We start from the raw sequence: 25,617 nt of genomic DNA, 5'->3' as shown, positions 1-25,617 counted from the left end.
GCGGCCACCCCAAGAGCGCCCACAAGCAACGAACCAGCGATGAGTTCTCTGATCTTCACTGGGTTCATCCATCCTCTCTGTCGACGGTTCCTTCCTCCGGTCGGTGCGAAATCGTGCTACTCGCACCGCATTTACCGGTCACCGCGCCCTAGGCGTCGCCGCTTCGGAGGCGATGCCGCGACGGTAGGAAGCCAGCCTGAAGCCGACCTGAAGATGGCAGGAGCCGCTCAGCGAGACTCGTCAGCGCGGGGAAGCCGGTGCCGTCACCGCCGTCAGATGCCACCTGGCCAGCCAGGGCCGCACCAATTCGGCGACGGAGAACTTGGCCCGGGCCGCGCACCCGGCTTTAGGGATGTAGGGGTCGCCGCCGCGGATGAGGATGCCGACGGCGCTGACGGTGCCGTCGGTTTCGTAGTGATACACCGGGCCGCCCGAATCGCCGCACTGACCGCTCGCCAGGAATACGACCTTGCTGCCGGTGATCTCCACGATCTGCCCGCACGCGTCGGCCCCGGAGCCCATGCCGAACTTGCACAACTGCTGGCCGATCTGCAGGTTGGTGGCCACACCGGTGACCGCCAACGACGAGGCGATCGCCGAGGACTGGGGAATGTTGTCGCCGTCCAGCGCGATCAGCCCGATGTCGTGCTGCTCGTTGTGCACTCCCTCGTTGACCGTCTCGCGGAACGTGCCCACCGTCGCGTAGGGCAGGACGCCGCCCAGGTTCATCGTCACCCTGCTGGGTTGCCCGGGACGGTTGCAATGCCCGGCGGTCAGAATCCCAGCCGCGCCGCCGCCGGTGTGCACCAGAAAGCCTGCGGTGCAACCCATTCCGCCCGAGCCGTCGGCGTAGGCCACGTAAATTCCCGCCCCGGGGCCCACCGCACTGGCGCCGGGCAGATCGATCGGTGCCAGCACGGGCGGCGGTGACGGCGCCGGCTGCTGCGCCGGCGTGGTGGCCCTGGGGTACAGGCAGACGGCCGTCACCAGGGCGGTGACGCTGCACACCGCCGCGAGGGTGAGCAATGAGGTATGGATCCTGGCGCGGCGGGGTTGCACGTGCAAGCTGGCCCGCAGGCTCCTCTTCGGCTTGCTACGCAGCTCGCCGGGACCGGGTAGGAACCCCAGCATGGCGAGTACCGCCAACACCACGGCGCTCAGGGGCAACGCGACGGTACGAGCCGGCGAGTATGGCGTCCCCCAGCTCGCGACCTCCATCGCGTACACCACTCCATTAGATCGATCTTTGCCGCGCCGCGCGGCGGTCTTACCGAAGTTGGTGATCAGCTGATGGCGGCCGGCTCGGGGGAGGCTTCATCGTCGAGCGGACGGTGCGCACGGCGGTGGTGCCGACGGAAGTGGCGGATCTCGACGATCAACCCGGCCAGTCCCAGCGCGCTGGTGATCGCCGACACCAGATACAGCAGCGCGCTGATGTGACCGGCGAGCGCATCGCCCAAGACGACCACGGCGGTGGTGCCGGGCAGCAACCCGGCCAGGGTCGCCACCGCGTAGGGCAGCACCCGCACGCTCGACGCGCCCGCGGCGTAGTTGAGCGCCGAGAACGGCACCGCGGGGATCAGCCGCAACGACAAGATGGCCAGCCAGCCCCGTTGCCGCAGGCGCTCTTCCACCGTTTCGATAGATCGGTAACGCGCCAGCCGGTTCAGCCGCCATCCAGCCGCGCGCACCAGCAGTAGCGCGATCATCGCGCTCGCGGTGCTGGCGACCACCGCGATGGCGACGCCGAGCAGCGGCCCGAATAACAGTCCGGCGGCCAGGGTGAACGCGGTGCGCGGAACGGGCACCACCGTCGCGACGATGTGGGCGACCAAGAACGCCAGGGGGAACCACGGTCCGCTTGCCTGCGCCCAGTCGCGCATCTGCACCGGCGAGGGCAGCGGGAGCCACGACGCCAGCACCACCAGCGCTGTGATGCCCACCACTGTCCAGGCGATCCGCGACCGGGACACGCTGCGCGCGGTGACGCCGACGGCGCAGCCGAGATCGCGCAGCGTTTCGGTGATTTTGCTGGTGGCGGAACCCGTCACGGCTTCCTAGGGTACGGGGCGCGGGTGAATAAGGCGTTGCCCGACGCTGGTGTTTCATCGGCAATCGTGACCGCCCGCCGCACCTGGCGGTTTTTAGCGACGAGCGGTCATCAATTAGCCTCAGTAGCTAAGTGGTATCCCCAGAGTTGTAGCCCAAATGCTGGGAAAAGGGAGCAATCGGTGTCCATTGATGTACCCGAGCTCGGCGAGCTAGAACAGGTTCGCGGGCGTTGGCGCAGTGCGGTCGCCGGTGTGCTGGCGAAAAGCACCCGGAAGGACCCCCAGCAGTTGGGCGACGCGCCCGAGCGGCTGCTGGAAACGCCGACGTATGACGGGATCGCGATCCGCGCGCTCTACACCGCGCTCGACGAATTGCCAGAACCGCCGCTGCCGGGCGAGTGGCCCTTTGTGCGGGGCGGCGACGCGCTGCGCGATGTCAAGTCCGGCTGGAAGGTCGCCGAGGCGTTCCCCGCGACGCCGGTGCCCGGTGTGGCGGCACAGGACGTCAACTCCGCGGTGCTCGACGCGCTCGGCAACGGGGCCGGCGCCGTGGTGCTGCGGATCGGGGAGTCGGGCGTGGCGCCCGACCAGCTGGGCGAGGCGCTCGAAGGCGTCTACCTGAGCATGGCGCCGCTGATCCTCGAAGCCGGCGCCGACTACGCGGCGGCCGGCGACGTGGCGCTGGCGCTGGCGCACGCGGTCGAACCCGACCAGCGCGCCACCCTGTCGATCGACCTGGGCGGTGACCCACTGAGCGCGGCGCTCAGCGAGCGGCCCGCGCCGAAGATCGAGGACGTGGTCGCGGTGGCCAAGCGGGCCGCCGATCACACCGGGGTGCGCGCGATCACCGTCGACGGGCCCGCCTTCCACAACCTCGGCGCGAACGCGACGTGGGAGGTCGCCGCGAGTGTGGCGGCCGCGGTGAGTTACCTGCGGGTGCTTACCGAATCGGGGCTGTCGATCGGCCAGGCGTTGCGGCAGATCAGCTTCCGATTCGCCGCCGACGACGACCAATTCATCACGATCGCCAAGTTCCGCGCCGCGCGCAACCTGTGGGCGCGGGTCGCCGAAGTCGTCGGCGAGCCGGATGCCGGCGCGGCCGTCGTCCACGCCGAGACGTCGCTGCCGATGATGACCCAGCGCGACCCGTGGGTGAACATGCTGCGCTGCACCCTGGCCGCCTTCGGGGCCGGCGTCGGTGGCGCCGACTCCCTGCTGGTGTTCCCGTTCGACGTGGCCATCGACGGCGGATTCCCCGACGTAGCAACGAGTTTCGCCCGCCGCATCGCGCGCAACACGCAGCTGCTGCTGCTCGAAGAGTCGCACGTGGGCCGCGTGCTGGACCCGGCGGGCGGCTCCTGGTTCGTCGAGGACCTCACCCGGCGCCTGGCCGAGCAGGCCTGGGAGCATTTCCAGGCCATCGAGGCCCACGGCGGATTCACGCAAGCCCGCGACTTCATCGCCGGTCAGATCGCCGAGGTCGCCGCCCGCCGCAGCGACGACATCGCGCACCGCCGGACCGCGATCACCGGTGTCAACGAATTCCCAAACCTCACCGAACCGCCTCTGCCGCAAAGCGATTCGACGTATTCGCCGCTGGCCGCCGGGAAGCTGGTGCGGTACGCCGCGGAGTTCGAGGCGTTGCGGGATCGCTCCGACGCGTACCTGGCCCGCACCGGATCGCGCCCGCAGGTGCTGTTGCTGCCGCTGGGTCCGCTGGCCGAGAACAACATCCGCGCTACGTTCGCCTCGAACCTGCTGGCTTCCGGCGGTATCGAGGCGATCAACCCGGGAACGGTCGACGCCGACGGTGTCGGCTCGGCGGTGAGCGATGCCGGGTCACCGACGGTGGCGGTCATCTGCGGCACCGACAAGCGCTACCAGGCCGAGGCCTCGGGTGTCGTGCGGGCGGCGCGGGACGCCGGCATTGCGTGCGTCTATCTGGCCGGACCCGATAAGGCCGTGGCCGACGCCGAGCACCAACCGGACCAATTCCTGACCGCGAAAATCAATGCGGTGCAAACTCTGTCGGATCTGCTCACAAGGTTGGGGGCGTAGTTACGATGACGACCACTGCACCTGCTGTCGGCAGCTTCGCCGACGTGCCGCTGCACAGCGAGCGGGCGATTGCGCCGGCGACCGAAGCCGCCGTGGAAGAACACGTGGCCGCGGCGGCGGCCGCGCATCTGTACACGCCCGACCAACTGCAATGGCAGACACCGGAAGACATCGACGTCAAACCGGTCTACATCGGCGCCGACCGCGCCGCCGTGGAGGCCGACGGGTATCCGCTGCACAGTTTTCCCGGCGAGCCGCCGTTCGTGCGGGGGCCCTACCCGACGATGTATGTCAACCAGCCGTGGACGATTCGGCAGTACGCCGGCTTCTCCACGGCCGCGGAATCCAACGCGTTCTATCGGCGCAACCTGGCCGCCGGCCAGAAGGGCTTGTCGGTGGCCTTCGACCTGGCCACCCACCGCGGGTACGACTCCGACCACCCGCGTGTGCAGGGTGACGTCGGAATGGCAGGTGTGGCAATCGATTCCATCCTCGACATGCGTCAGCTCTTCGACGGCATCGACCTGTCGACCGTGTCGGTGTCGATGACCATGAACGGCGCGGTGCTGCCGATCCTGGCGCTGTATGTGGTGGCCGCCGAGGAGCAGGGGGTGCCGCCGGAGAAGCTGGCCGGCACCATCCAGAACGACATCCTCAAAGAGTTCATGGTGCGCAACACCTACATCTATCCGCCCAAGCCGTCGATGCGCATCATCTCCGACATCTTCGCCTACACCAGCGCGAAGATGCCGAAGTTCAACTCCATCTCGATCTCCGGCTACCACATCCAGGAAGCCGGTGCCACAGCCGATTTGGAGCTGGCCTACACGCTGGCCGACGGGGTCGACTACATCAAGGCCGGCCTGGACGCCGAGCTGGACATCGACAAGTTCGCGCCCCGGCTGTCCTTCTTCTGGGGCATCGGGATGAACTTCTTCATGGAGGTCGCCAAGCTGCGGGCGGGCCGGCTCTTGTGGAGCGAGCTGGTGTCCCAGTTCAACCCGAAGAACGCCAAATCGCTGTCGCTGCGCACACATTCGCAGACCTCCGGCTGGTCGCTGACCGCGCAGGACGCCTTCAACAACGTCGCCCGCACCTGCATCGAGGCGATGGCCGCCACGCAGGGGCACACGCAGTCGCTGCACACCAACGCGCTCGACGAGGCACTGGCGCTGCCCACCGACTTCTCGGCGCGCATCGCCCGCAACACCCAGCTGGTGCTGCAGCAGGAGTCGGGCACCACGCGGCCCATCGACCCGTGGGCGGGTTCGTATTACGTCGAATGGCTGACGCATCAGCTCGCGCAGAAGGCCCGCGCCCACATCGCCGAGGTCACCGAGCACGGCGGCATGGCCCAGGCCATCAGCGACGGCATCCCCAAGCTGCGCATCGAGGAGGCCGCCGCGCGCACCCAGGCCCGCATCGACTCCGGCATCCAGCCGGTGATCGGGGTCAACAAGTACCAGGTCGAAGAGGACCAGGAGGTCGAGGTCCTCAAGGTCGAGAACAGCCGGGTGCGGGCCGAGCAGCTGGCCAAACTGCAAGAGCTGCGGGCGAATCGGGACCAGAAGGCCGTCGAGGCGGCGCTGGCCGAGTTGTCCCGGGCGGCCGCCGCGCACGGCCGGGCGGGTGACGATGGTCTTGGCAACAACCTGCTGGCTTTGGCCATCGACGCGGCCCGGCACAAGGCCACCGTCGGCGAAATCTCCGACGCGCTGGAGAAGGTGTATGGCCGCCACCAGGCGGAGATCCGTACTATCGCCGGGGTCTACCGCGACGAAGCACGAGGGGGCGGAAACATGACTTCCTTCTCCAACGCGACCGAACTCGTCGAGAAGTTCGCGGAAGCCGACGGTCGGCGCCCCAGGATTTTGGTGGCCAAGATGGGCCAGGACGGCCACGACCGCGGCCAGAAGGTGATCGCGACGGCGTTCGCGGACATCGGGTTCGATGTCGACGTCGGCTCCCTGTTCTCCACGCCCGAGGAGGTGGCCCGCCAGGCCGCCGACAATGACGTGCACGTGGTCGGGGTGTCCTCGCTGGCGGCCGGTCACCTGACGCTGGTGCCCGCGCTGCGCGAGGCGATGGCCGAGGTGGGGCGGCCCGACATCATGATCGTGGTGGGCGGCGTCATCCCGCCGGGTGACTTCGACGAGCTGTACGAGGCCGGGGCCGCCGCCATCTTCCCGCCCGGGACGGTGATCGCCGACGCCGCAATCGGCTTGCTGCACAAGCTCGCCGAGCGGCTGGGTTACGACCTCGGCCAGTGACCGCAATTCCTGCTGCGCACGTAACGCTACGGCGAAGAATGGCACCGATTTTCGCCATGGCGTTACAGGCGGCGGGCCAATGAGCGGGCGGACGGTGAAGCAGCTGGCCGAGGCGGTCCGCAACGGCGACCGCGCGGCGTTGCCGCGGGCCATCACGCTGCTGGAGTCCACCCGCGCCGACCACCGCGAAAAGGCGCAGCAGCTGCTGCTGGAGCTGACGCCGGACTCGGGCAACGCCTATCGCGTCGGCATCACCGGGATCCCCGGGGTGGGCAAGTCCACCAGCATCGAGGCGCTCGGCATGCACCTGATCGAGCTGGGCCACCGCGTGGCGGTGCTGGCGGTCGACCCGTCATCGACGCGGACCGGCGGCTCGATCCTGGGCGACAAGACCCGGATGGCGCGCCTGGCAATGCATCCGGATGCATACATTCGGCCCTCGCCCACCTCGGGCACCCTGGGTGGGGTGGCCAAGGCCACCCGCGAAACGGCGGTGCTGCTCGAGGCCGCCGGCTACGACGTCATCCTGATCGAGACCGTCGGGGTCGGCCAGTCCGAGGTGACGGTGGCCAACATGGTCGACACCTTCGTGCTGCTGACCCTGGCGCGCGGGGGCGACCAGCTGCAGGGCATCAAGAAGGGTGTGCTGGAGCTGGCCGACATCGTCGTGGTGAACAAGGCCGACGGCGATCATCTCGCCGAGGCCCGGTCGGCGGCGCGCGAGCTGTCCGGGGCGATCAGGCTGATCCACCCGCGTGAAACGCTCTGGCGGCCGCCCGTTCTCACGATGAGCGCGGCCGAGGGGACCGGCCTCGAGGAACTGTGGGACACCATCGAACGGCATCGCCAGGTGCTCAGCGAGGCGGGGGAGTTCGAGGCGCGCCGCCGGGAGCAGCTGGTCGACTGGACCTGGCAGATGGTGCGCGACACGGTGCTGGACCGGTTGTTGTCCAGCCCGGCGGTGCGCAAGATCCGCGCCGACGTGGAGCGAAAGGTCAAGGCGGGGGAGCTGACTCCCGCGCTGGCGGCCCAGCAAATATTGACGGCCGCGTCGGGCTAACGGATAGGTAAATAATCCAGATTTCGCTCCTACCGGTTGTGTAATGGAAGTAAATTCAAAGTTGTGACGGTGGATACCCGAGTCGATCGCCGCGCGGTCCGTGTCCATGATGACCTTGACGCAGGTCATCGTGTGTCCGGCGCGGCGGACTCACACTTCGGTTGCGTCGTTCGTAGTTTCGCCAGCATGTTCCCCGCGCGCCGGTTCGGTGGCGGGGCGCTGGCCGTCTATGTCGACGGCCAGCCCGTCGTGGACGTCTGGACCGGGTGGGCCGACCGGGCCGGGCAGCGGCCGTGGACGGAGAACACCGCCCCGATGGTTTTCTCGGCTACCAAGGGGATGGCCGCCACCGTCATCCACCGGCTCGCCGACCGGGGGTTGATCGACTACGACGCACCCGTTGCCGAGTACTGGCCCCAGTTCGCGGCCAACGGCAAGGCCGACATGACCGTGCGCCAGGTGATGCGACACCAGGCCGGCCTGTCCGGCCTGCGCGGCGCCACCAAGGAAGAACTGCTCGATCACGTCGTGATGGAGGAGAAGCTGGCCGCGGCGGCGCCCGGACGGCTGCTGGGCAAATCGGCGTATCACGCGCTGACCTTCGGCTGGCTGATGTCCGGCCTGGGCCGGGCCGTGACCGGCAAGGGCATGGCCACGCTGATCCGCGAGGAGCTCGCCGAGCCGTTGGGCACCGACGGGTTGCACCTCGGCCGCCCGCCGGCCCAGGCGCCGACGCGGGTCGCCGAGATCATCTGCCCGCAAAACGTGATCGGGAACCCCGTCGTCAGCTACGTGACGCGCAAGGTGGCCAACGAGATGTCCGGGGCGTACCGGTCGATGTACTTCAAGGGTCTGATCGCCGCGGTTCAAGGTGACACCCCGTTGCTGGACGCCGAGATCCCGGCGGCCAACGGCGTAGCCACGGCGCGCGGGCTGGCCCGAATGTATGGCGCCATCGCCAACGGCGGCGAGGTGGACGGCATCCGCTTGCTCTCCCGTCAGCTGGTCGCGGGCCTGACTGGCGAGCGGAGCCTACGGCCGGACCGAAACCTCTACGTGCCGTTGGCTTTCCATCTGGGATATCACAGCCTGCCGATCGGCAGTGTGATGCCCGGCTTCGGTCACGTCGGCATGGGTGGTTCGCTCGGATGGGCCGACCCCGCCTCAGGGGTGGCGTTCTCGCTGGTGCACAACCGGCTGCTGACACCTCTGGTGATGACCGATCACGCGGCGTTCGTCGGGATTTATGCGTTGATCCGCCGCGCCGCGGAGAAGGTGCGCAAGCACGGCTTCCGCCCGGTCACCGAGTTCGGTGCGCCGTTCGCCGAGCCGGGTGCCGTCGCCGGCTGACGCCCAACGACGCCGAGAGGCGCTGAAAGAGTCTGGCCGCACCCGCACGGCTGAATTGCGAGCGCTGTACTCTGTGCGGGTGTTTGCCCCGTCCATTTCCGTGCATTCCGCGGCGTCGCCGGAATGCCGGTCAGTGATCTGCGCTCTGGGGGCGCGCTGATGGCCGGACGGCGATATTCGCAGCCAGGAAAGCGGCAAACTCAGGTCGCCTGGTCGAACGCATCGGAATGGGAATCCCCAGATGAGCGCGAACCCGAAAGCTACCGGCCCTCGTACCGCCGCCAGCAGGCGACCGAAGCGGCGGCGGGTGGCTAGCCCGAGACTCGCGCAGGTCTTCGACGCACGAAACAACGCACTGAACGCATGGCGCTTGGTAATGGCGTCGGGCGTCATCCTGGAACATTCGTGGCCGCTGACCGGCCGCAAGTTGCACCCTCCCGTCGAGCAGCTACTCACCCAGGTGTGGGTCGACGGATTTTTCGTCGTCTCGGGATTCCTCATCACCTCCAGCTGGGTCCGCAACCCACGACTTCGCGCGTACTTCGTCGCCAGGATCCTGCGGATCTTCCCCGGACTGTGGGTCTGCCTGGCGGTGGTGGCCTTCGTCATCGCCCCGATCGGGGTCGCGATCCAAGGGGGCTCGGCCGCCAGGTTGCTGCTGTCACCCGCACCGATCACCTACTGGCTGAACAACGCGGTATTGAACGTCTACCACGCCGGCATCGATGGAACGCCGAAGAATGTCCCATTCCCGCGCGTGTGGGACGGGGTCCTGTGGACCCTCATATTCGAGATGCTGTGCTACATCGCCGTGGCCGCCGCCGGCGTAGCCGGCCTGTTCAATCGTCGGTGGCCCGCGCCGGTGGTGTTCGCACTCTTCCTGGTGGCCGCGGCGCTCCTGTCATATCCCGTTGCGGCGGTGCCGACGCTTTTCCAGATGATTACGCGTTTCGCGCTCGTGTTCGCGGCGGGCGCGGTGCTGCACGAGTTTCGGGACGTCGTTCCCGCCCGATGGTCACTGGTGGCCGTGAGCGCCGCCATCGTCGTGGTGACCGGCGTGCTGGTGCCCAACTATCGGGTACTCGCCGCGCTTCCGCTGGCCTACGCCGTCGTAGTCTCGGGCGCGCTGATTCACAACAGGCGCTTGCGGTTACGCACCGACCTCTCCTACGGCGTGTACATCTACGCGTGGCCCATGCAGCAGCTGCTGGTCATCTGCGGCCTGGCCTTCCTGCCCCCGCTGGTTTTCGCGGTGGTCGCCGGCGTCGCCACGCTGCCGTTGGCCGCGCTCAGCTGGTTTTTGGTCGAAAAGCGTGCGCTGTCCCTCAAATCCCGCTTCAAGCGCCGGACACGTGGACGGGGTGACGCGGCGGTTGGCGCACCACCGGCCGCGGACGCCGTTCCGGCCGAATAAGTCGCTGAAAGCACCGGTGATTCCAGCGTTGTGCAAATAGTGCACAACGCTCGCAGGAATCAACGCCGCCTCGTCAATTGACGTTGTCGTGAACACCTTGGGTCGGCGCCGTAGTGGCCGGAAACGTGTAATTGAACACCGCCCGAGAAATTGCAAAGTCATGCATAATGACCCGAGATCCGGGGGCCCGCCAGACGCGAACTGAAAGGTATGGGTTCCGCGATGACGCCTGCCCGGACGAGTCAATCCGCCGAATGCGCCGTCGATCTTCCGGCGCGTTCCTCCCGCCCGGGCACCACGGTCCGCCCCGTCGCGCTGTTCGTGCTGGGCATGGCGCGATCGGGGACATCGGCGTTGACCCGGGTGCTCTCACTGTGCGGAAGCACGCTGCCGGCCGGCATGTGCGGCGCCGACGGCAACAACCCGCGCGGCTATTGGGAGCCACGCGCAGCCATCATGCTCAACGAGACGATCCTGCGCCGCCACGCCAGCAACTGGTACGACCCGACCCTGCGCCTGCAGGAGGAGTCTGCGTTCGGCGCCGAGGAAAAGAATGCCTGTATCGCCGAAATCGCCGAGTATCTGGGCACGCTGCCCGCGGCGCCGCTGGTGGTCATCAAGGAGCCGAGAATCACGGCGCTCTCCGGACTCTGGTTCGAGGCGGCGCGCCAGGTCGGCTTCGACGTCGCCGCGGTGATCGCGGTGCGCCACCCGCAAGAGGTCGTGGCCTCGGCGGCGAAGTACGTCCAGACTTCCCCCGAACTCTCCAGCGCCCTATGGCTCAAGTACAACCTGCTGGCCGAACGGCACACCCGCGGGATGCCGCGCGTGTTCGTCGACTACGCCAACCTCCTCGACGACTGGCATCGCGAGATGAAACGGATCGCCACCACGCTCGAAATCGACCTGGACACCGTCGAAGAGACTGCGATCGAGCAGTTCCTGACACCCGATCTTCGCCGCCAGAGATACTGCGGCCCGGTGGCCGAGCACTTCGGCACGGACTGGATCTCCGCGGTCTATGAAGCGTTGCGCGCGGCCGCGCAGGACGACCCCCTGCATGTCTCGACACTGGACCGGGTTTTCGAGTCGTATCAGGCCAGTGAACGTGATTTCCGCATGGCCTTCACCGAATTCCATACCCGAACGCACAGCGTGGTTCGCCGGGTGTTCAGGCCGTTCGTCGTCAAGCGGATCCTCGAGCTCGGCGCGATGCTGCATCGGCGCCGGGGACCGTGGGCCTAACGCCGCGCCGGTCAGCATCGGCGTCCTGACGGAACACGTCGGTCTCGGCGCGGTTTGCGCCCCGCGGCCGAGATCGTTTGTTAAAGTAACCATGCTGTGTGCGCGGGAGTCGCCGCTGATCTGTCGACACGGCCGCGAACGCCTGCCGAGGTGGTTGCCCGGAGGGGCGTCCGAGATTAAAGCCAGTTTAGAAGGCCGTTGATGCAATTCGTCCGCGCGTCATCCAAACATTAAGTAAGCGACACGGATTCGTAAAAATGGTGTTCTGATCCGTCAAGCCGGGCTATAGTCCTTAGCGGGCGCAATGATCCGATGAAATTGACCCCGGGGGGCGAAGTTGACGGTCGCAAGGCAGACCTGACTTTGCACGCGGGAGCCCGGTAAATAATCTTCCCTTTGTCAAACATGTTGTGAGGCCTCGGATTCAGGCTTCCGGTAATCGATGCGCGGCCGTCGGTCGGCCGGTATCGAATCGCAAAAGGCATGGAATACAAGAGAAGTCCGGAAGTCGGCCACGACGAGTGAAAGGTTTTCGATTCGCGATGAGATTGCCCCGGACGAGCGGCCCAGCCGAGAACGCCGCCGATTTCTTCGGCAATACCCGCCCGGTCGTTCTGTTCGTCCTAGGGCCGCAACGGTCCGGAACCTCGGCGCTTACCCGGGTGCTGTCGTTGTGCGGTGGCACGCTGCCGGCGGCAATGCTGGGTGCCGACGCGAACAATCCGCTCGGCTACTGGGAGCCGCGGGCTGCCATCTCGCTCAACGAAACAATCCTGCGCCGTCTCGGGACCAACTGGTACGACCCGTCATTGCGATTCCTGGACGGCGACGCCGTCGGCCCCGACGAGAACAAGGCCTGCGTCGAGAAAATCGCCGCCTATCTGTCCACCCTGCCCGCGGCTCCGCTGGTGGTGATCAAGGAACCCCGGATCACCACGCTGTCCGACCTGTGGTTCGAGGCGGCGCGTCAGGCGGGATTCGACGTCGCGTCGGTGATCGCGGTACGTCACCCGCAGGAGGTCATCTCGTCGATCGTCAAGTCCTGGCACGTCTCTCCCGCGCTCGCGAGTGCCCTGTGGCTGAAATGCAACATCCTCGCCGAGCGAAACACCCGTGGCGTGCCACGCGTATTCGTCGATTATGCGAACCTTCTCGATGACTGGCGCCGGGAAATGAAGCGCATTTCCACCGAGCTGCCGGTCGAATTGCACACGCAGTATGAGGACGCGATCGAAGAGTTCATCACCCCCGGTCTGCATCGCCAGCGGCACCACGGGCCGGTGACGGACCTTTTCGGCGCGGATTGGATCTCCCTTGTCTACGAGGCGTTACACGACGCCGCCCAGGACGATCCCGTCGACTTCTCCACATTGGACCGCGTTTTCGCGTCCTACCGGCAAGGCGAGCGCGACTTCCGCAAGGCGTTCGAGGACTTTCACGGCCTATCGCACAGCATGCTCTTCCGCATCTTCCGGCCAGTCATCGCGCGGCCGGTGATGGAGGTCATGGCAATGGCGCATCGGCACAAAGGGACTTGGGCCTAGCGTTCTCCGCCGCGGGGCCGCTCGCGCGCCCCTTGTGCGCATTCGGTGTGCCCGTGCGCTTCGCACAATCCTCTGATGGCGCGGGAAGCGCCCGATATGATCGACCGGACCGCGCGCCGCTGGGTGCCGGCAATTTCTTCTGCACACGAAAGAAAGGCGTCGATTCTTGTCAGCGTCCGTGCTGATCAGTGGTGGGGCAGGATTCATCGGGTCGGCGCTCTCACACCGTCTCGTCGAGGCCGGATACGACGTAGCGGTGATGGACGTCTTGCATCCGCAGGTGCACGGCGGTGGCCGCCCGATCGAGTTGCCGCCCACCGTGCGGTTGTTCACCGGCGACGTCACCCACGCGCCCGATTGGGACGCCGTGTTGCGGTTGTTCCGCCCCGCCCAGATCGTCCACCTGGCGGCCGAGACCGGAACCGCGCAATCGCTCTCCGAGGCGACGCGGCACGGTTCGGTGAATGTCGTTGGCACCACTCAACTTCTCGACGCCTTGAGCCGCTCGGGCATTGTGCCCGAGCAACTGGTCCTGGCGTCCTCGCGGGCGGTGTACGGCGAGGGCGCCTGGCAGTGCGGCGCGCACATCTTCTATCCGAAGCCACGCAGCCACGCACAGCTGGTGGCGGGCGTCTGGGATCCGCGAGGACCGGCCGGTGAACCGGCGGTGCCGCTGCCGAGTCGCGCCGACCGAACCGAGCCCCGCCCCACCAACGTCTATGCGGCGACCAAGCTCGCCCAGGAGCATCTGCTGGCCGCCTGGACGGCCGCGCACGACACCAATCTCAGCGTGCTGCGCCTGCAAAACGTCTACGGCCCCGGCCAGTCGCTGACCAACTCGTACACCGGGATCGTCGCGCTGTTCGCGCGGTTGGCGCGTCAGGGGCACGCGCTGGAGGTCTACGAAGACGGCCGGATCGTGCGCGACTTCGTCTACATCGACGCCGTCGTCGACGCGTTGTTCGCGGCCGTGCAGCGGCCGGCCACCCAGCCGCGCTGCCTGGACATCGGATCCGGCACTGCCACCACCATCCACGAGCTGGCCAACACGATCGCCGCCATGTGCGACGCCCCCGAACCGGTCGTCGTCGGAAAATTCCGCGACGGCGACGTGCGCGCCGCGAGCTGCGATATCGAGCCGGCGCGGACCGAGCTCGGCTGGGAGCCGAAGTCCACCCTCGGCGAAGGCTTGTCCGCCCTGCTCGAATGGATCGGCGGGCAATCCGATGCCCCCGCCGCGTCGAACGAATCCGGCCGTCCGGTCATGGACCAGGCAGGGCGCCGCTGAGGGCCGTGGCCCCAGTTAACCACCCAGCAAACCCGGCAACCGAGGCAGCGCAAACTTACGCCTATGATGGTTGCTACTGCTCGGTAGGGCCGCGTCAGCTCGCCGGTAGGAGCGGGGTAGGTCGAGGAGGCCGGTGAGGCGAGCTAGTTGGAAATGCGCAACGCATTGACGGCCTCGACGTTGCCGAGGTCATCACCGCCAGTACTTCATCTGAACTAAGGGGCAGCTTTGACCGTGGCCGATCGTGACATGCGATCTCCTTTTCTCGATACCCGATCCGCATACCTTGACCTGCTGCGACGTAACCTCACCCGGTACGGCAGCGACGAGTTGGTGCCGGTCGGCTGGAACTATCTCGGGCGTCCGCTGTTCAGCACCCGCAAGTTGATGCTGGTGCGCAAGCGCCCGTTCAACAGGCGGGCGCGTGATCTCGGGCTGGACTGGCCGGCGGATGCCCTGACGATGATCGGCATGCAGCGCCTGACCAGTTTGCAGCGGTGCGCCGAGACGGTCCTGAAAGAGGACGTACCGGGCGATCTCGTGGAGTGCGGGGTGTGGCGCGGTGGGGCGTCGATCTTGATGCGCGCCGTGCTGTCGGCCTATGGCGACAAAGAACGCCGGGTGTGGCTGTGCGATTCGTTCGAAGGGGTGCCGCCCCCGGACACCGCGCACTACGAGGCGGACAAGGGCATCAGGTTGCATACGGCTGCCGTCCTAGCGGTGCCCCAGGAGCAGGTCAGGGCGAATTTCGAGCGCTATGGGTTGCTCGATGACCAGGTGCGATTCGTTCCGGGCTGGTTCAAGGACACCCTGCAGGACGCCCCGATCGAACAGATTTCTGTGTTGCGGTTGGATGGCGATCTGTACGAATCGACGATTCAGGCGCTCGATGCGCTCTATCCGCGGCTGTCGTCCGGCGGCTTTTGCATCATCGACGACTACCACGCCATCGGTGCGTGCCGTCAGGCGGTGACGGACTACCGTACGCAGCATGGCGTGACCGCGGAGATCGAGGAGATCGACGGCACCGGCGTGCTGTGGCGCAAGCCTTGAGGCTCACCCGCGCGTAGTTCGTCCCGGTGTGGTCGCGCAAACCGGTGCTGTCGAGTTTCGTCGATATTTACAGTGATGTCGGTGCTGCAAATGATGGTGCAACCGAAGGGCGTGGATTCGCGATGAAATGTGTGCTGGCCAGCTACGGAACGCGCGGTGATATCGAGCCTTCCCTGGTGGTCGCGCGCGAACTGCAACGCCGGGGCCATGACATGGTCATGGCCGTCCCACCCGACTCGGTCGGCTTCACCGAGGCCGCCGGGTTGACGGCGGTGCCGTATGGACTGGAATCGCAGGCCTGGCTCGACGTGTACCGCGACTTCTGGACAGCGTTTTTCCGCGGCTTCTGGAAGATCCGGGAGATGCGCGGCATGTGGCGCGAGATGTGGGACCTCAGCGACCAGTGCTGGGCGCAGATGAACACTACGCTGATGTCGCTGGCCGACGGCGCCGACCTGGTGTTCGCCGGGCAGAGTTACCAGGAGCCGGCCGCCAATGTCGCGGAGTATTACGACCTTCCGCTGGCCACGCTGCATCACGTGCCCATGCGGCCCAACGGCCAGGTCGTCGCCATCCTGCCGCCGCCGTTGGCCCGCTCGGCCATGACGGCGTTCGACTGGTTCTGTTGGCGGCTGAACAAGAAGGTCGAGGACACCCAGCGCAGAGAGCTGGGGTTGCCCAAGGCGACGGGACCCTCACCGCGGCGGATCGCCGAGCGCGAATCGCTCGAAATCCAGGCCTACGACGAGGTGTGTTTCCCCGGGCTGGCCGCCGAGTGGGCGAAATGGGATGGCCTGCGGCCCTTTGTCGGCACGCTGACCATGGAGCTGACCACCGAAGCCGACGACGAGGTGATGTCGTGGATTCGCGCGGGATCCCCGCCCATCTGCTTCGGCTTCGGCAGCATGCCGGTCGAATCCCCGGCCGCCACCGTCGACATGATCAGCACGGCCTCGGCGCAGCTCGGCGAGCGGGCGTTGATTGCCGCCGGCCGCAGCGACTTCAGCGGCGTCCCCCTTGCCGATCACGTCAAGGTCGTGGGTCCGGTGAACTACGCGACGATATTTCCCGTCTGTCGCGCGGTGGTTCATCACGGCGGTTCGGGCACCACCGCCGCGAGCCTGCGCGCTGGAGTTCCGACGCTGATCCTGTCAATGGACGCCAATCAGACGATCTGGGGAGCTCAACTCAAACGGCTGAAAGTTGGTGCCACACGCCGCTTTTCGGCAACGAACCGGGAAACGTTGGTGGGGGACCTGCGCCAGATCCTAGCCCCGGACTACGCCCAGCGCGCCCGCGAGATCGCTACCCGGATGACCAAGCCGGCCGACAGCGTGGTCAAAGCCGCCGACGTGGTGGAGAACTTCGTCAGCTCGCGGAGTCGTACCCGCTCCAGCTAATCGGCTTACCGGCATTGCGCTGCGGAAATAGCGGAGTTTGTTAATCGGAATACGAGCGCGGGCGGCTCGGGATCGACTTCCGGCTTTCCCAAGACACGGTGTAGATAGTCTGGCAGACTTACGTAGAATCAGGCGACGACGCCTGGGGTTCAGCCAAACCACCCAGAGTCGTCATACTTCTACGGTCGGGGGGAAAGGCCGATGAGGTTGGGTTTGTCGCACTCGACTGCACCGGTGCCACTTTCACGATCGAGCCTGGTCTCCGGCCGCCAAATCCGTTGCGAAACAACTACAACCACGACTCTGACCGCCTCGCCGGTCCAATGGCGAGCCGCGGATTGCCGAGCGGAAACGCCGCAGTCAAAGTTGCCCGTGCCGTCGGAGACTGATTAAGGTAACCATCGCGATGAAATTTGCTGTGGCAAGTTATGGAACGCGTGGCGATATCGAGCCTTGCCTCACCATCGGTCGTGAACTGATGCGCCGCGGCCATTCGGTCCGGATGGCCGTTCCGCCCAATCTCGTCGAGCTGGCCGAAGCGGCCGGGCTGCCCGCGATCGGCTACGGGCCGGATATGCATGACTTTTGGAGTGACGAGTTCATTCGCGATTTCTGGAAGAACTTCGTCAAAGGGCCGATCAGTCTGATGCGCGAAGCCTGGGAACCGGTGCTGCGGAACTGGCAGGAAATGAGCTCGGCGCTGATGTCGGTGGGTGCCGGCGCCGATTTGCTGTTCAGCGGCCAGCTCTACCAGGATCTGGCCATCAACGTCGCTGATTATTACGACATTCCGATGGCCACGCTGCATTACATCCCGATGCGCCCCAACGGTGAGCTTCTTCCGAGGGTGCCCGGCCCTCTGGTTCGCACCGGCATGTCCATCTACGACTGGATGTGTTGGCGGATGAACAAGAAAGCCGAGGATCGGCAACGCCGTGAGCTCGGCCTGCCGACCGCCACGGTTGCCTCACCGCGACGCATCGCCGAACGCGGGTCGCTGGAAATCCAGGCCTACGACGACGTCTGCTTCCCGGGGCTGGCCGAAGAATGGGCGAAGTGGGGCACCCAGCGGCCGTTCGTGGGTTCGCTGACCATGGAACTGACGACGGACTCCGATGACGAGGTCTTGTCGTGGATCGCCCAGGGAACGCCGCCAATTTGTTTCGGTTTCGGCAGCATGCCGGTCGCCGAAACCCCCGCCGATACGGTCCGGATGATCGGCGCTGCCTGTGCGGAGCTGGGGGAGCGGGCGTTGATCTGTTCCGGCTGGAGCGATTTCAGCGACGTGCCGCAGCTCGAGCACGTCAAGGTCGTCGGCGTGGTCAACTACACGAAGATCTTCCCCGCCTGCCGCGCCGTCGTGCATCACGGCGGATCGGGCACCACAGCGGCGGGCCTGCGCGCCGGCATTCCCACGCTGATCCTCTGGACGGCCGGTGATCAGCCGATGTGGGGGTCTCGCGTCAAGCGGCTGAAGGTCGGCACGTCTCGACGGTTCTCGGCCACTACGCCCGAGTCGCTGGTCGCGGACCTGCGAAAGATCCTCGCCCCGGACTACCTCACCCGCGCGCGTGAGCTCTCCACCCGGATGAGCAAGCCCTCCGAGAGCGCAGGTCGCGCGGTCGATCTGCTGGAGGAATTCGCTCGCAAGGGGCGCTGTGTCCCCGACGCTCAAGCTGGGCGAAGTCGCTGAGCCGCCGGTGACGGATACACTGCGAAACGCATTGAACGGCGTCCATGGGCGTCTAGGCTCTACCGGTATTACTGGCTTGCGGAGTAAGGGGCAGCTTTGGCCGTGACCGATCACGACACGCGGTTTGCATACCTCGACCTGCTCCGGCGTGACCTCACCAGGTACGGCAGCGACGAGCTGGTGCCGGTGGGGTTGTACCGGCTGGGTCGTCCCCTGTTCAGCACCCGCAACTTGATGCTGGTGCGGAAACGTCCGTTCAACAAGCAGGCGCGTGATCTCGGTCTGGACTGGCCGGCGGATGCCCTGACGATGATCGGCATGAAGCGGCTGACCAGTTTGCAGCACTGCGTCGAGAGGGTGCTGGAAGAGGACGTGCCCGGCGACCTGGTCGAGTGCGGGGTGTGGCGCGGTGGCGCCTCCATCCTGATGCGCGCGGTGCTGGCGGCCCACGGGGATGAGAAGCGCACCGTGTGGCTATGCGATTCCTTCGCCGGAGTGCCGCCCCCGGACACCGTCAATTACAAGGCGGACAAGGGGATTCGGCTGCACCGCCACGCACGCATCCTGGGCGTGCCTGAAGCGGATGTCAGGTCCAATTTCGAGCGCTATGGGTTGCTCGATGACCAGGTTCGTTTTGTTCCGGGTTGGTTCAAGGACACGCTTCAGGACGCCCCGATCGAAAGCATTTCGGTGTTGCGGCTGGACGGCGATCTGTATGAATCGACGATTCAGGCGCTAGATGCGCTCTATCCGCGGCTGTCGCCCGGGGGGTTCTGCATCATCGACGACTACCACGCCATCGACGCGTGTGCGCAGGCCGTGGCGGACTACCGCACCAAGCACGGCGTGACTGACGAGATCGTAGAGATCGACGGCACCGGCGTGCTGTGGCGCAAGTCGTGAGATAGCTGAAACTGTAGGTGTACGAAACGTTTTGCCCTCGTTTGAGGGATAGCACAAGCACGGTCATGGCGCTTCCGTCGCGCTTCACCGGGACGCCGTGCGCGCCGATGCTATGGTTGCCGCCGTGGCAACAGGGCTGACGACCGGCACCCGCCTGCGGATGTGGTGGGTGCGCACCGAATACTGGCTCGCGCGTACGCTGCTGCCCGACGTCTACGCCAACGACGCGTTGATCACGTTCAACAACTTCCACGGCTTTCTCGATGACCCCGATTTCCAACGCGCCTATAAAAGGGGCGCCAAATCGCTGGGCAACGAGGACTGGTACCAATGGCAATGGCGCGTGCATGTGGGGCTGTGGGCCGCGGCGAGCGCCAGCAAGCTCGAGGGCGATTTCGTCGAGTGTGGCGTCAGCTACGGCTTTTTGAGCAGCGCGATCATGGAATACCTCGACTGGGATCGCCAGGGCAAGACGTTCTACCTGCTCGACACCTTCGCCGGGATCGATCCCCGATTCGTCACTGAGAACGAACGCCAGGCCGGTGCGCTGGAAACGAGCGAAGGACACCTGCGCAACGGGATGTACGCCAACGGGGTGGACAGCGTGCGCGCCAACTTCGCGCAGTGGAAAAACCAGCGCATCATCGTGGGCGCCGTCCCGGAGACCCTCGAGCAGGTGGACGCGCCGTCGGTGGCATACCTGCACATCGACATGAATTGTGCTCCCCCCGAAGTTGCTGCGCTGCGGTTCTTTTGGCCGCGGCTCACGCCGGGCGCCTTCGTACTGCTGGACGACTACGCGAACCGGGGACGCGACGAGCAGCGCATCGCCATGGACGAGGTGGCCGGGGAACTTGGTGTGAAGATCTGCTCTTTGCCCACGGGCCAGGGCCTGCTCATCAAACCTGCGCGCTGAATTCTGCCCCGTAGGCGGGCGAGCGACTTTCTCTCGACGATTTCAACGCCGAGTCCGCGACAATGTTTCGGGCGATCACCGTCATAGCTGCGAGTACGATTGCAGTTTCTCCTCGACGCTCATCGAAGCCCAGCTGAAAAGGGGTGCAACACCCACGTCGTTCGGTCAGGAGATGTGGTGCAACGTGTGATAAGCCTGACCGATACAGGCTGGTGAGAAGGGCCTCGCCAACCCTCCCTATAGAGCGGGTGAGCACATTGCCGCAACACGGCCGGACCATCGATAAGCTGCGCGAAGGAGCGCCGCACGAGCACGTGGTGCACGTCTACACCGATGACAGCCATCTCCTGGTGGCGCTGGCCGGCTTTATTTCGCACGGGTTGTCGCAGGATGAAAGTGTCGTCGTTGTGGCTACCGGCCAGCACCTCGCGGCGATCTCGCGCATGCTCGACTGTGGTTCGCAGCTTGGTGCGCAGACCTTGGTCCTCCTTGACGCGGCCGAAATTCTGCGCAAGTTCATGAGGGAAGGGGCCCCGGATCCGGCAGCGTTCGAGGCGACAATCGGTGGCATCGTGGATAGGGCCGCAGGTGGTGGGCGGCCGGTGCGGGTATATGGCGAAATGGTGGCCGCGCTGTGGGATCAGGGCAATGTGGCCGGAGCACTGGCGCTTGAGGCGTTATGGAATGACTTGGCCGCGACCCGGCAGTTCTATCTGATGTGTGCCTACCCCAGCGCTTCATTTGATGATGGGTCGCTGCATGCACTGAATTCGATGTGTCAACTGCACTCCGAACTCAGCCTGCTCGGCGACGCCCTCGACATGCCAGGCGATCGGCTCACGGGCCCAGATCCAGTCGCGCACAAGCTGTTTATCCCGGTGGCCGCCGCCGTCGCGGCGGCGCGTCACTTTACCGTCGCCACGCTGATGGATTGGAAGTTGTCGCACCTAGTCGACGATGCGGCGCTCATTGTCACCGAGCTAGCCACCAACTCCGTTGTGCACGCCAATAGCGCCTTCCGCGTGGTGATGTCGCCGGCACCGTTGGGCGTGCGCTTTGCGGTCGAGGACGCCTCGCAGTCTCGACCGCGGATGCGACACCCGGGTCCGTACGAGCCAGGGGGGCGCGGCATCGCGCTGATCGCCGAAATCGCACACCAATGGGGCTGCGATGTGTCCCCAGTTGGTAAGACGGTCTGGGCCGACGTTCCGGCGTGATATCGCCCTCAGCCAGACCCTTTTCGGCGCGCGGCGTCTTCCAACAGGTCGGCGGTGCGTTCGACGCTGGCCGCGGGTTTGATCATCCGCGCGGCGAACTCGCGGGTTCGCACGGCGTAATCCGGGGCGAGGATCTGGCGCAGGTCCGAGAACAGCGTTTCCTGGGTTGTGACCGAAAAGCGCCGGGCAGTCCCCAATTTAAGGCGTTTGATCGACGCGGCCCAATACGGTTGATCGGCCGAGCTCCACAGGGCCAGGGTCGGGATGCCCGCGCGCAGGCTTGCGGCCGTGGTGCCCGAGCCGCCGTGGTGAACGATGGCGCGGCAGGCGGGAAAGATGGTCGCGTAGTTCACTGGGCCCACCACCTTGACGTGGTCGAAGTGTGGCACGTCGCTGAAGTCGGTGCCGCCGAAGCAGATTAGGGCCCGCTCGCCCAGCCGCGCGCATGCCGTCGCGATCATCGTGACCGTGTCGGAAGCGGATTCGAGCGCGATGCTGCCCGACCCGAAGCAAATCGGCGGTGTTCCCGAGGCGATCCAGGATGCGACGTCGTCGTCGGCGTCCGTCGGCAGCTCCATCGTCAGTGCCCCGACGAAGGGGCGCCGGTCGCCCCAACGCGCCCACTCGGCTGCCAGACCGGGAAAGAAAATGTCGTCGTACGCCTGGATCTCCAGTGATCGGCGTTCGGCGATTCGGCGCTGCGAGCGATGTCTTGCCTTTTCCAGCCCGAGTTCACCGCGCTGCGCATTGTCGACTTCCTTCGTCGACTGCCAGAACAGCCATTCGATCGCCGTCATCGTGGAGCGCACCAGCGGCGCCGGCATGCTCGGCACGAGCCGGCCGTTCACGCGCATGGGGAAGTGATGCAGCGCGGCCAACGGGATGGCGTAATGCTCGGCGACGTTGGCCGCGGCCTGCTCGAAGTTCAGGCCCGAGGAGAGCAGGTCGGCCCCGTCCGCCAGCGACTTCAACGTTGTGCTCACGTCGCCCCAGTACTTGATCAGCGGATCCCAAACTTTGGGAATCTGCCGGATCGGATTGCGGAAGAAGTCCGTCCACATGTTGCGAAGGAATTCCTCGTCCAAGAACTCCTGCACCTTCGGCCCGTACGGAACCGCGGTGAGGCCGGCCGACTCGACGAAACTGACCAGTTCGGGCGGGACGGCCATGCGAACGTCGTGCCCGCGGCGCAGCAGTTCGAGGCCAACGGCAGCAGACGGTTCGATGTCGCCGCGAGTTCCGTAACTCGCCAGGGCAAACTTCACGAACATCCTGCCTTTCGGAGTTGTCCTGCTGCGGGCAACGTCGGACCCATTATTGCCGGTCGGATCGACTGGCCGTCAGTAGATCGCCCTGTCTGCCGACGGGGCTATGGGGTTAAGAACCCAATTCGATGAGGCCCAGCCGTTTAGACACCTCGACCGCCCCCACCACGTCGGGGTCGGCGCAGATGTCCAGCCAGGCTTCGCCCATCCCGGGATTGAAGTCGATGTCGTCGAACAGCACCCAACCACCCGGGGTCAACCGGGGCTTCAGGAGCTGCCATTGCCGGGCCACGAAATCCCGGGTGTGGATACCGTCCACCAGAGCCAGATCGATCGGGTCGGGAATGTCGCCGACGTGGTCTTCGAAGGCACCCCTGGTCAGGGTGAAACGGTCGCTGATGGAGTTGATGTTTCGCTCGGCGATGTCAGCCCAGGCGGGGTTGATCTCGAACGAATACATCCAGCCCCGCCGCAGCGCGGAGGACAGGTACATCCCGGACACCCCAAAAGCCGATCCGAACTCGACCACGATCCCGGGGTCGCGCCAGCCCACCAGGTAGGCGTACAGGTCGCCCTGCCACGACGCGGCCCGGACCTGTTTGGGTTTCCGGGTCGCGCCCGGCTGCCCGTAGGCTTCGGCCAACGGCAGGGCGCCGATCTTGTTCGTGGACTGGGCCGATGATTCGATGGCGGCTTTGCGCGCCGCGGGCGGCAACCGTCGCGGGAGACCGGCGATGCGCCCGCCCCGTTTGACCCACTTCAGCTCCAACGCTTTTCGCAGCGGTATCACGAAGCCAGTCCCAACTCACGCGCGAGGTCGGCGTATTCGCTGTGCAGGCGATGTCGCAGGGCTGCGACCGCGTCGCGCTTGCTGCTTCGGATGCTCGATGAGTTCCCGATCGCGTCGAGTACCTGGTCGACGACGGCCGTGTCGCTCACCGCGTCGGTGCGGATCAGGGACCGTTCATCGTCGATCGCGAGTGCGAAGTCGCGGCACTTCGGTTGGTATTCAAGGGAAACGACGGGAGTGTCGGACAGCGACGCCAGCACACTCGCGTGTAGTCGGGTGACGATCGCTGCCGAACAGCGGGCGAATTCCCGCGCGGCGGCGTCGGGGTTGGCCGGCAGCACCAGCTGGGCTTCCGGGATGTCCCTCAGCGCCGCTTCGGTCCACCGCCGGTCTTCCGGATTCATCAGTATCCCGATGAAGCGGTAGCCGTGCGAGGCCAGCTGTTTGACGGCGTTGGCGATTTCGCCGGCCAACATGATTGGATCGTGCCCCCACAGGTCGTCCCCGAAACCGAGATTCACGCCGATCAAGTCCTCTTCGGGACTGACGTCGGGTCGGGGGAGCAGCAGCGCCGGGTCGCCGGACACCTCGACGCTCAACCCGATGTCGGCCAGCAGTTCGGCGCTGCGCGGCCCCCGCACCGATACGGTACGGAATCTGGAAAGTATCGGCGCCCACCGCTTCAGCTCGCCCTTGCCTGAACCGCTGTTGCGTCCGCCGAAGGCCGGATCTTCGACGCCCACCCCAATTGCGTGGCTTCCGTTGTCCTTGGTGAGCGCCAATCCTCGGTTGACCAGGAGCCGCCACTGGCTCCGGCCGACGAGAGTGCCGCCCCCCACTACCTGCCTGCTGCGCCGTAGCGAACGGTTCAAACCAATTGCGGCGGTGGCGGTTGCATAAATCAATTGGTGGGGCAGGCGCGGCAGATCGAGGAAGGTCGCCCCGGGTAGCTGGCCGCGAACCGCGTCGTAGATCGCGTCGTCGCCGAGATTGCCCAGGCCGTGCCAGCCGAGGTAGGCGACGGTCGGGTCTGCGGTGGCGGGCATCGTCAGGCGCTCAGTCTCTCGTTGAGCCGCTGCACCGCGCCGTGCTTCGGTCGGGCGGCATTACGAACGACCTTGCGCCGCAACTTCTTCAGGAGCCCTCCGGGCGTCCTGGTCCACCGGTTCTGCAGGGCCAGTGTCGCGATGCGCGGGTACTCCGCAGTGGTTTGGACCAGGAGGGCATGTCCTTCGGGGCCGGGCACCTGTTTGGCGATCGCGCGGAGTACCCAGTTGGCGTTTTTGGCGACGATCGATTCGTGCGTGGGATCGCCGGAGACGACATCGAGCATGGCGTCCAAGGTCGCCGCATGCGCTCGACCCTGCGTGCGCCAGAACGTTGCGGGGTCGGTGATGGACTTGTACCACATGCCGCGTGGGTGGCGACGATAGACGGCCATCGTCTCCGGCAGCATGGCGATGTCGCCTTGCGCCGCGTGGCGGACGTGTAGGTACCAGTCCACCGGCATGACGTCGGCCGGGATGTCGTCGTAGCGGGGGAGGCGGCGGTACATGACCGAGTTGGTCTGGATGAAGTTTCGTGAGATCAGTGTCTCGAAGCTGAGGTCGCCGGCCCGAAAGGGCGGCGGAAAGGTCGGCAGGAAGGTCTGTTCGAACTTGCGATACACGGCGTGGACGAGCTTTTCGTCTTCGGCGCGCTCGTGGGTCCAGACGACCTGCACCGGGTGAAAACACACCGCGGTGTTCGGGTTCTGGTCGAGCAGTGCGACTTGCTTGCTCAGTTTGCGCGGGTCGACCCAGTAGTCGTCGCCCTCGCACAGCGCGATGTACTCACCGCGCGCTGCTGACAGCGCGCCGGTCAGGTTCGCGTTGAGGCCGAGGTTCTTGGATCGCAGGATCGGTCGGAACAGGTGCGGGTGGCGGTCGGCGTAGTCCTGAATGATTCGCGGCGTCGCATCGGTCGAGGCGTCGTCGGCAACGATGATCTCCACCGGAAATTCGGTCTGCTGGGCGAGGAAGCTGTCCAACGTCTCCCGGATGTAGGCCTGCTGATTGTGAGTGGTCGAAACCACGCTGACCTTGGGGGGCTTCGCTGTTG

At 66.0% G+C, this 25,617-nt stretch carries 19 protein-coding genes and 1 pseudogene; 14 read left to right on the top strand and 6 right to left on the bottom strand.

Translation table 11 applies throughout. The features are described 5' to 3' along the window. Positions 1–240: 240 nt before the first annotated feature. Positions 241–1,218: an endopeptidase gene (locus tag DQP58_RS06990; protein ID WP_112707744.1), complete on the bottom strand. Its 978-nt coding sequence runs from the start codon at positions 1,216–1,218 to the stop codon at positions 241–243. Positions 1,219–1,283: 65 nt separating this feature from the next. Next, complete coding sequence (locus tag DQP58_RS06985) at positions 1,284–2,051, bottom strand: TVP38/TMEM64 family protein (protein ID WP_112707736.1); 768 nt, start codon at positions 2,049–2,051, stop codon at positions 1,284–1,286. A gap of 180 nt (positions 2,052–2,231) precedes the next feature. Here DQP58_RS06985 and mutA point away from each other — a divergent pair, with 180 nt between their 5' ends. From mutA to DQP58_RS06915, 14 genes and pseudogenes are all read left to right on the top strand, one after another. Next, the gene (gene mutA, locus DQP58_RS06980; RefSeq protein ID WP_112707735.1) at positions 2,232–4,109 is read left to right on the top strand and encodes a methylmalonyl-CoA mutase small subunit; all 1,878 of its coding nucleotides are present in this window, start codon (positions 2,232–2,234) and stop codon (positions 4,107–4,109) included. 5 nt (positions 4,110–4,114) lie between these two features. Next, positions 4,115–6,379 carry a methylmalonyl-CoA mutase gene (gene scpA, locus DQP58_RS06975; RefSeq protein ID WP_112707734.1) on the top strand — a complete coding sequence of 755 codons (2,265 nt, stop codon included), beginning with the start codon at positions 4,115–4,117 and terminating at the stop codon, positions 6,377–6,379. Between the two features lie 79 nt (positions 6,380–6,458). After that, positions 6,459–7,450: pseudogene (gene meaB / locus DQP58_RS06970) on the top strand (methylmalonyl Co-A mutase-associated GTPase MeaB). Between the two features lie 52 nt (positions 7,451–7,502). Then, entirely contained in the window at positions 7,503–8,789 is a 1,287-nt protein-coding gene (locus DQP58_RS06965; RefSeq protein ID WP_112707732.1) for a serine hydrolase domain-containing protein, read from the top strand. A 241-nt stretch (positions 8,790–9,030) separates the two neighbouring features. Continuing rightward, positions 9,031–10,203: an acyltransferase family protein gene (locus tag DQP58_RS06960; RefSeq protein WP_112707731.1), complete on the top strand. Its 1,173-nt coding sequence runs from the start codon at positions 9,031–9,033 to the stop codon at positions 10,201–10,203. Between the two features lie 330 nt (positions 10,204–10,533). Continuing rightward, positions 10,534–11,448, top strand: a complete 915-nt coding sequence (locus DQP58_RS06955) for a sulfotransferase family protein (RefSeq protein ID WP_112707743.1) — start codon at positions 10,534–10,536, stop codon at positions 11,446–11,448. A 542-nt stretch (positions 11,449–11,990) separates the two neighbouring features. Further along, positions 11,991–12,992: a sulfotransferase family protein gene (locus tag DQP58_RS06950; protein WP_112707730.1), complete on the top strand. Its 1,002-nt coding sequence runs from the start codon at positions 11,991–11,993 to the stop codon at positions 12,990–12,992. A gap of 178 nt (positions 12,993–13,170) precedes the next feature. Then, positions 13,171–14,280: an NAD-dependent epimerase/dehydratase family protein gene (locus DQP58_RS06945; protein ID WP_112707729.1), complete on the top strand. Its 1,110-nt coding sequence runs from the start codon at positions 13,171–13,173 to the stop codon at positions 14,278–14,280. 249 nt (positions 14,281–14,529) lie between these two features. Beyond that, positions 14,530–15,333 carry a TylF/MycF/NovP-related O-methyltransferase gene (locus DQP58_RS06940; RefSeq protein WP_112707742.1) on the top strand — a complete coding sequence of 268 codons (804 nt, stop codon included), beginning with the start codon at positions 14,530–14,532 and terminating at the stop codon, positions 15,331–15,333. A 122-nt stretch (positions 15,334–15,455) separates the two neighbouring features. Then, positions 15,456–16,733: a glycosyltransferase gene (locus tag DQP58_RS06935; RefSeq protein ID WP_112707728.1), complete on the top strand. Its 1,278-nt coding sequence runs from the start codon at positions 15,456–15,458 to the stop codon at positions 16,731–16,733. Positions 16,734–17,139: 406 nt separating this feature from the next. Then, the gene (locus DQP58_RS06930) at positions 17,140–18,426 is read left to right on the top strand and encodes a glycosyltransferase (protein ID WP_112707727.1); all 1,287 of its coding nucleotides are present in this window, start codon (positions 17,140–17,142) and stop codon (positions 18,424–18,426) included. Between the two features lie 96 nt (positions 18,427–18,522). Beyond that, positions 18,523–19,329 carry a TylF/MycF/NovP-related O-methyltransferase gene (locus DQP58_RS06925; protein WP_112707726.1) on the top strand — a complete coding sequence of 269 codons (807 nt, stop codon included), beginning with the start codon at positions 18,523–18,525 and terminating at the stop codon, positions 19,327–19,329. 112 nt (positions 19,330–19,441) lie between these two features. Further along, positions 19,442–20,245 (top strand): class I SAM-dependent methyltransferase, encoded by an 804-nt coding sequence (locus DQP58_RS06920; protein ID WP_165827812.1) that lies wholly within the window; start codon positions 19,442–19,444, stop codon positions 20,243–20,245. Positions 20,246–20,493: 248 nt separating this feature from the next. Beyond that, the gene (locus DQP58_RS06915) at positions 20,494–21,462 is read left to right on the top strand and encodes an MEDS domain-containing protein (RefSeq protein WP_165827811.1); all 969 of its coding nucleotides are present in this window, start codon (positions 20,494–20,496) and stop codon (positions 21,460–21,462) included. Positions 21,463–21,470: 8 nt separating this feature from the next. On the opposite strand, the gene DQP58_RS06910 is transcribed toward DQP58_RS06915, so the two are convergent. From DQP58_RS06910 to DQP58_RS06895, 4 genes are all read right to left on the bottom strand, one after another. Further along, on the bottom strand, positions 21,471–22,727 hold the full coding sequence (locus DQP58_RS06910) for a glycosyltransferase (RefSeq protein WP_112707740.1): 1,257 nt from the start codon (positions 22,725–22,727) through the stop codon (positions 21,471–21,473). A gap of 112 nt (positions 22,728–22,839) precedes the next feature. Next, positions 22,840–23,517 (bottom strand): class I SAM-dependent methyltransferase, encoded by a 678-nt coding sequence (locus DQP58_RS06905; RefSeq protein ID WP_240629591.1) that lies wholly within the window; start codon positions 23,515–23,517, stop codon positions 22,840–22,842. Continuing rightward, complete coding sequence (locus tag DQP58_RS06900; protein ID WP_112707724.1) at positions 23,514–24,563, bottom strand: polysaccharide pyruvyl transferase family protein; 1,050 nt, start codon at positions 24,561–24,563, stop codon at positions 23,514–23,516. The genes DQP58_RS06905 and DQP58_RS06900 overlap by 4 nt, the downstream gene beginning before the upstream one ends. 2 nt (positions 24,564–24,565) lie before the next feature. Beyond that, positions 24,566–25,591, bottom strand: coding sequence for a glycosyltransferase (locus DQP58_RS06895; protein ID WP_112707723.1), 1,026 nt, complete (start codon positions 25,589–25,591; stop codon positions 24,566–24,568). Between the last annotated feature and the right edge of the window lie 26 nt (positions 25,592–25,617).

Source organism: Mycobacterium colombiense, from assembly GCF_003284975.1.
GTDB classification, from domain to species: domain Bacteria; phylum Actinomycetota; class Actinomycetes; order Mycobacteriales; family Mycobacteriaceae; genus Mycobacterium; species Mycobacterium europaeum_A.
This window is presented reverse-complemented; position numbering and strand designations above follow the sequence as displayed.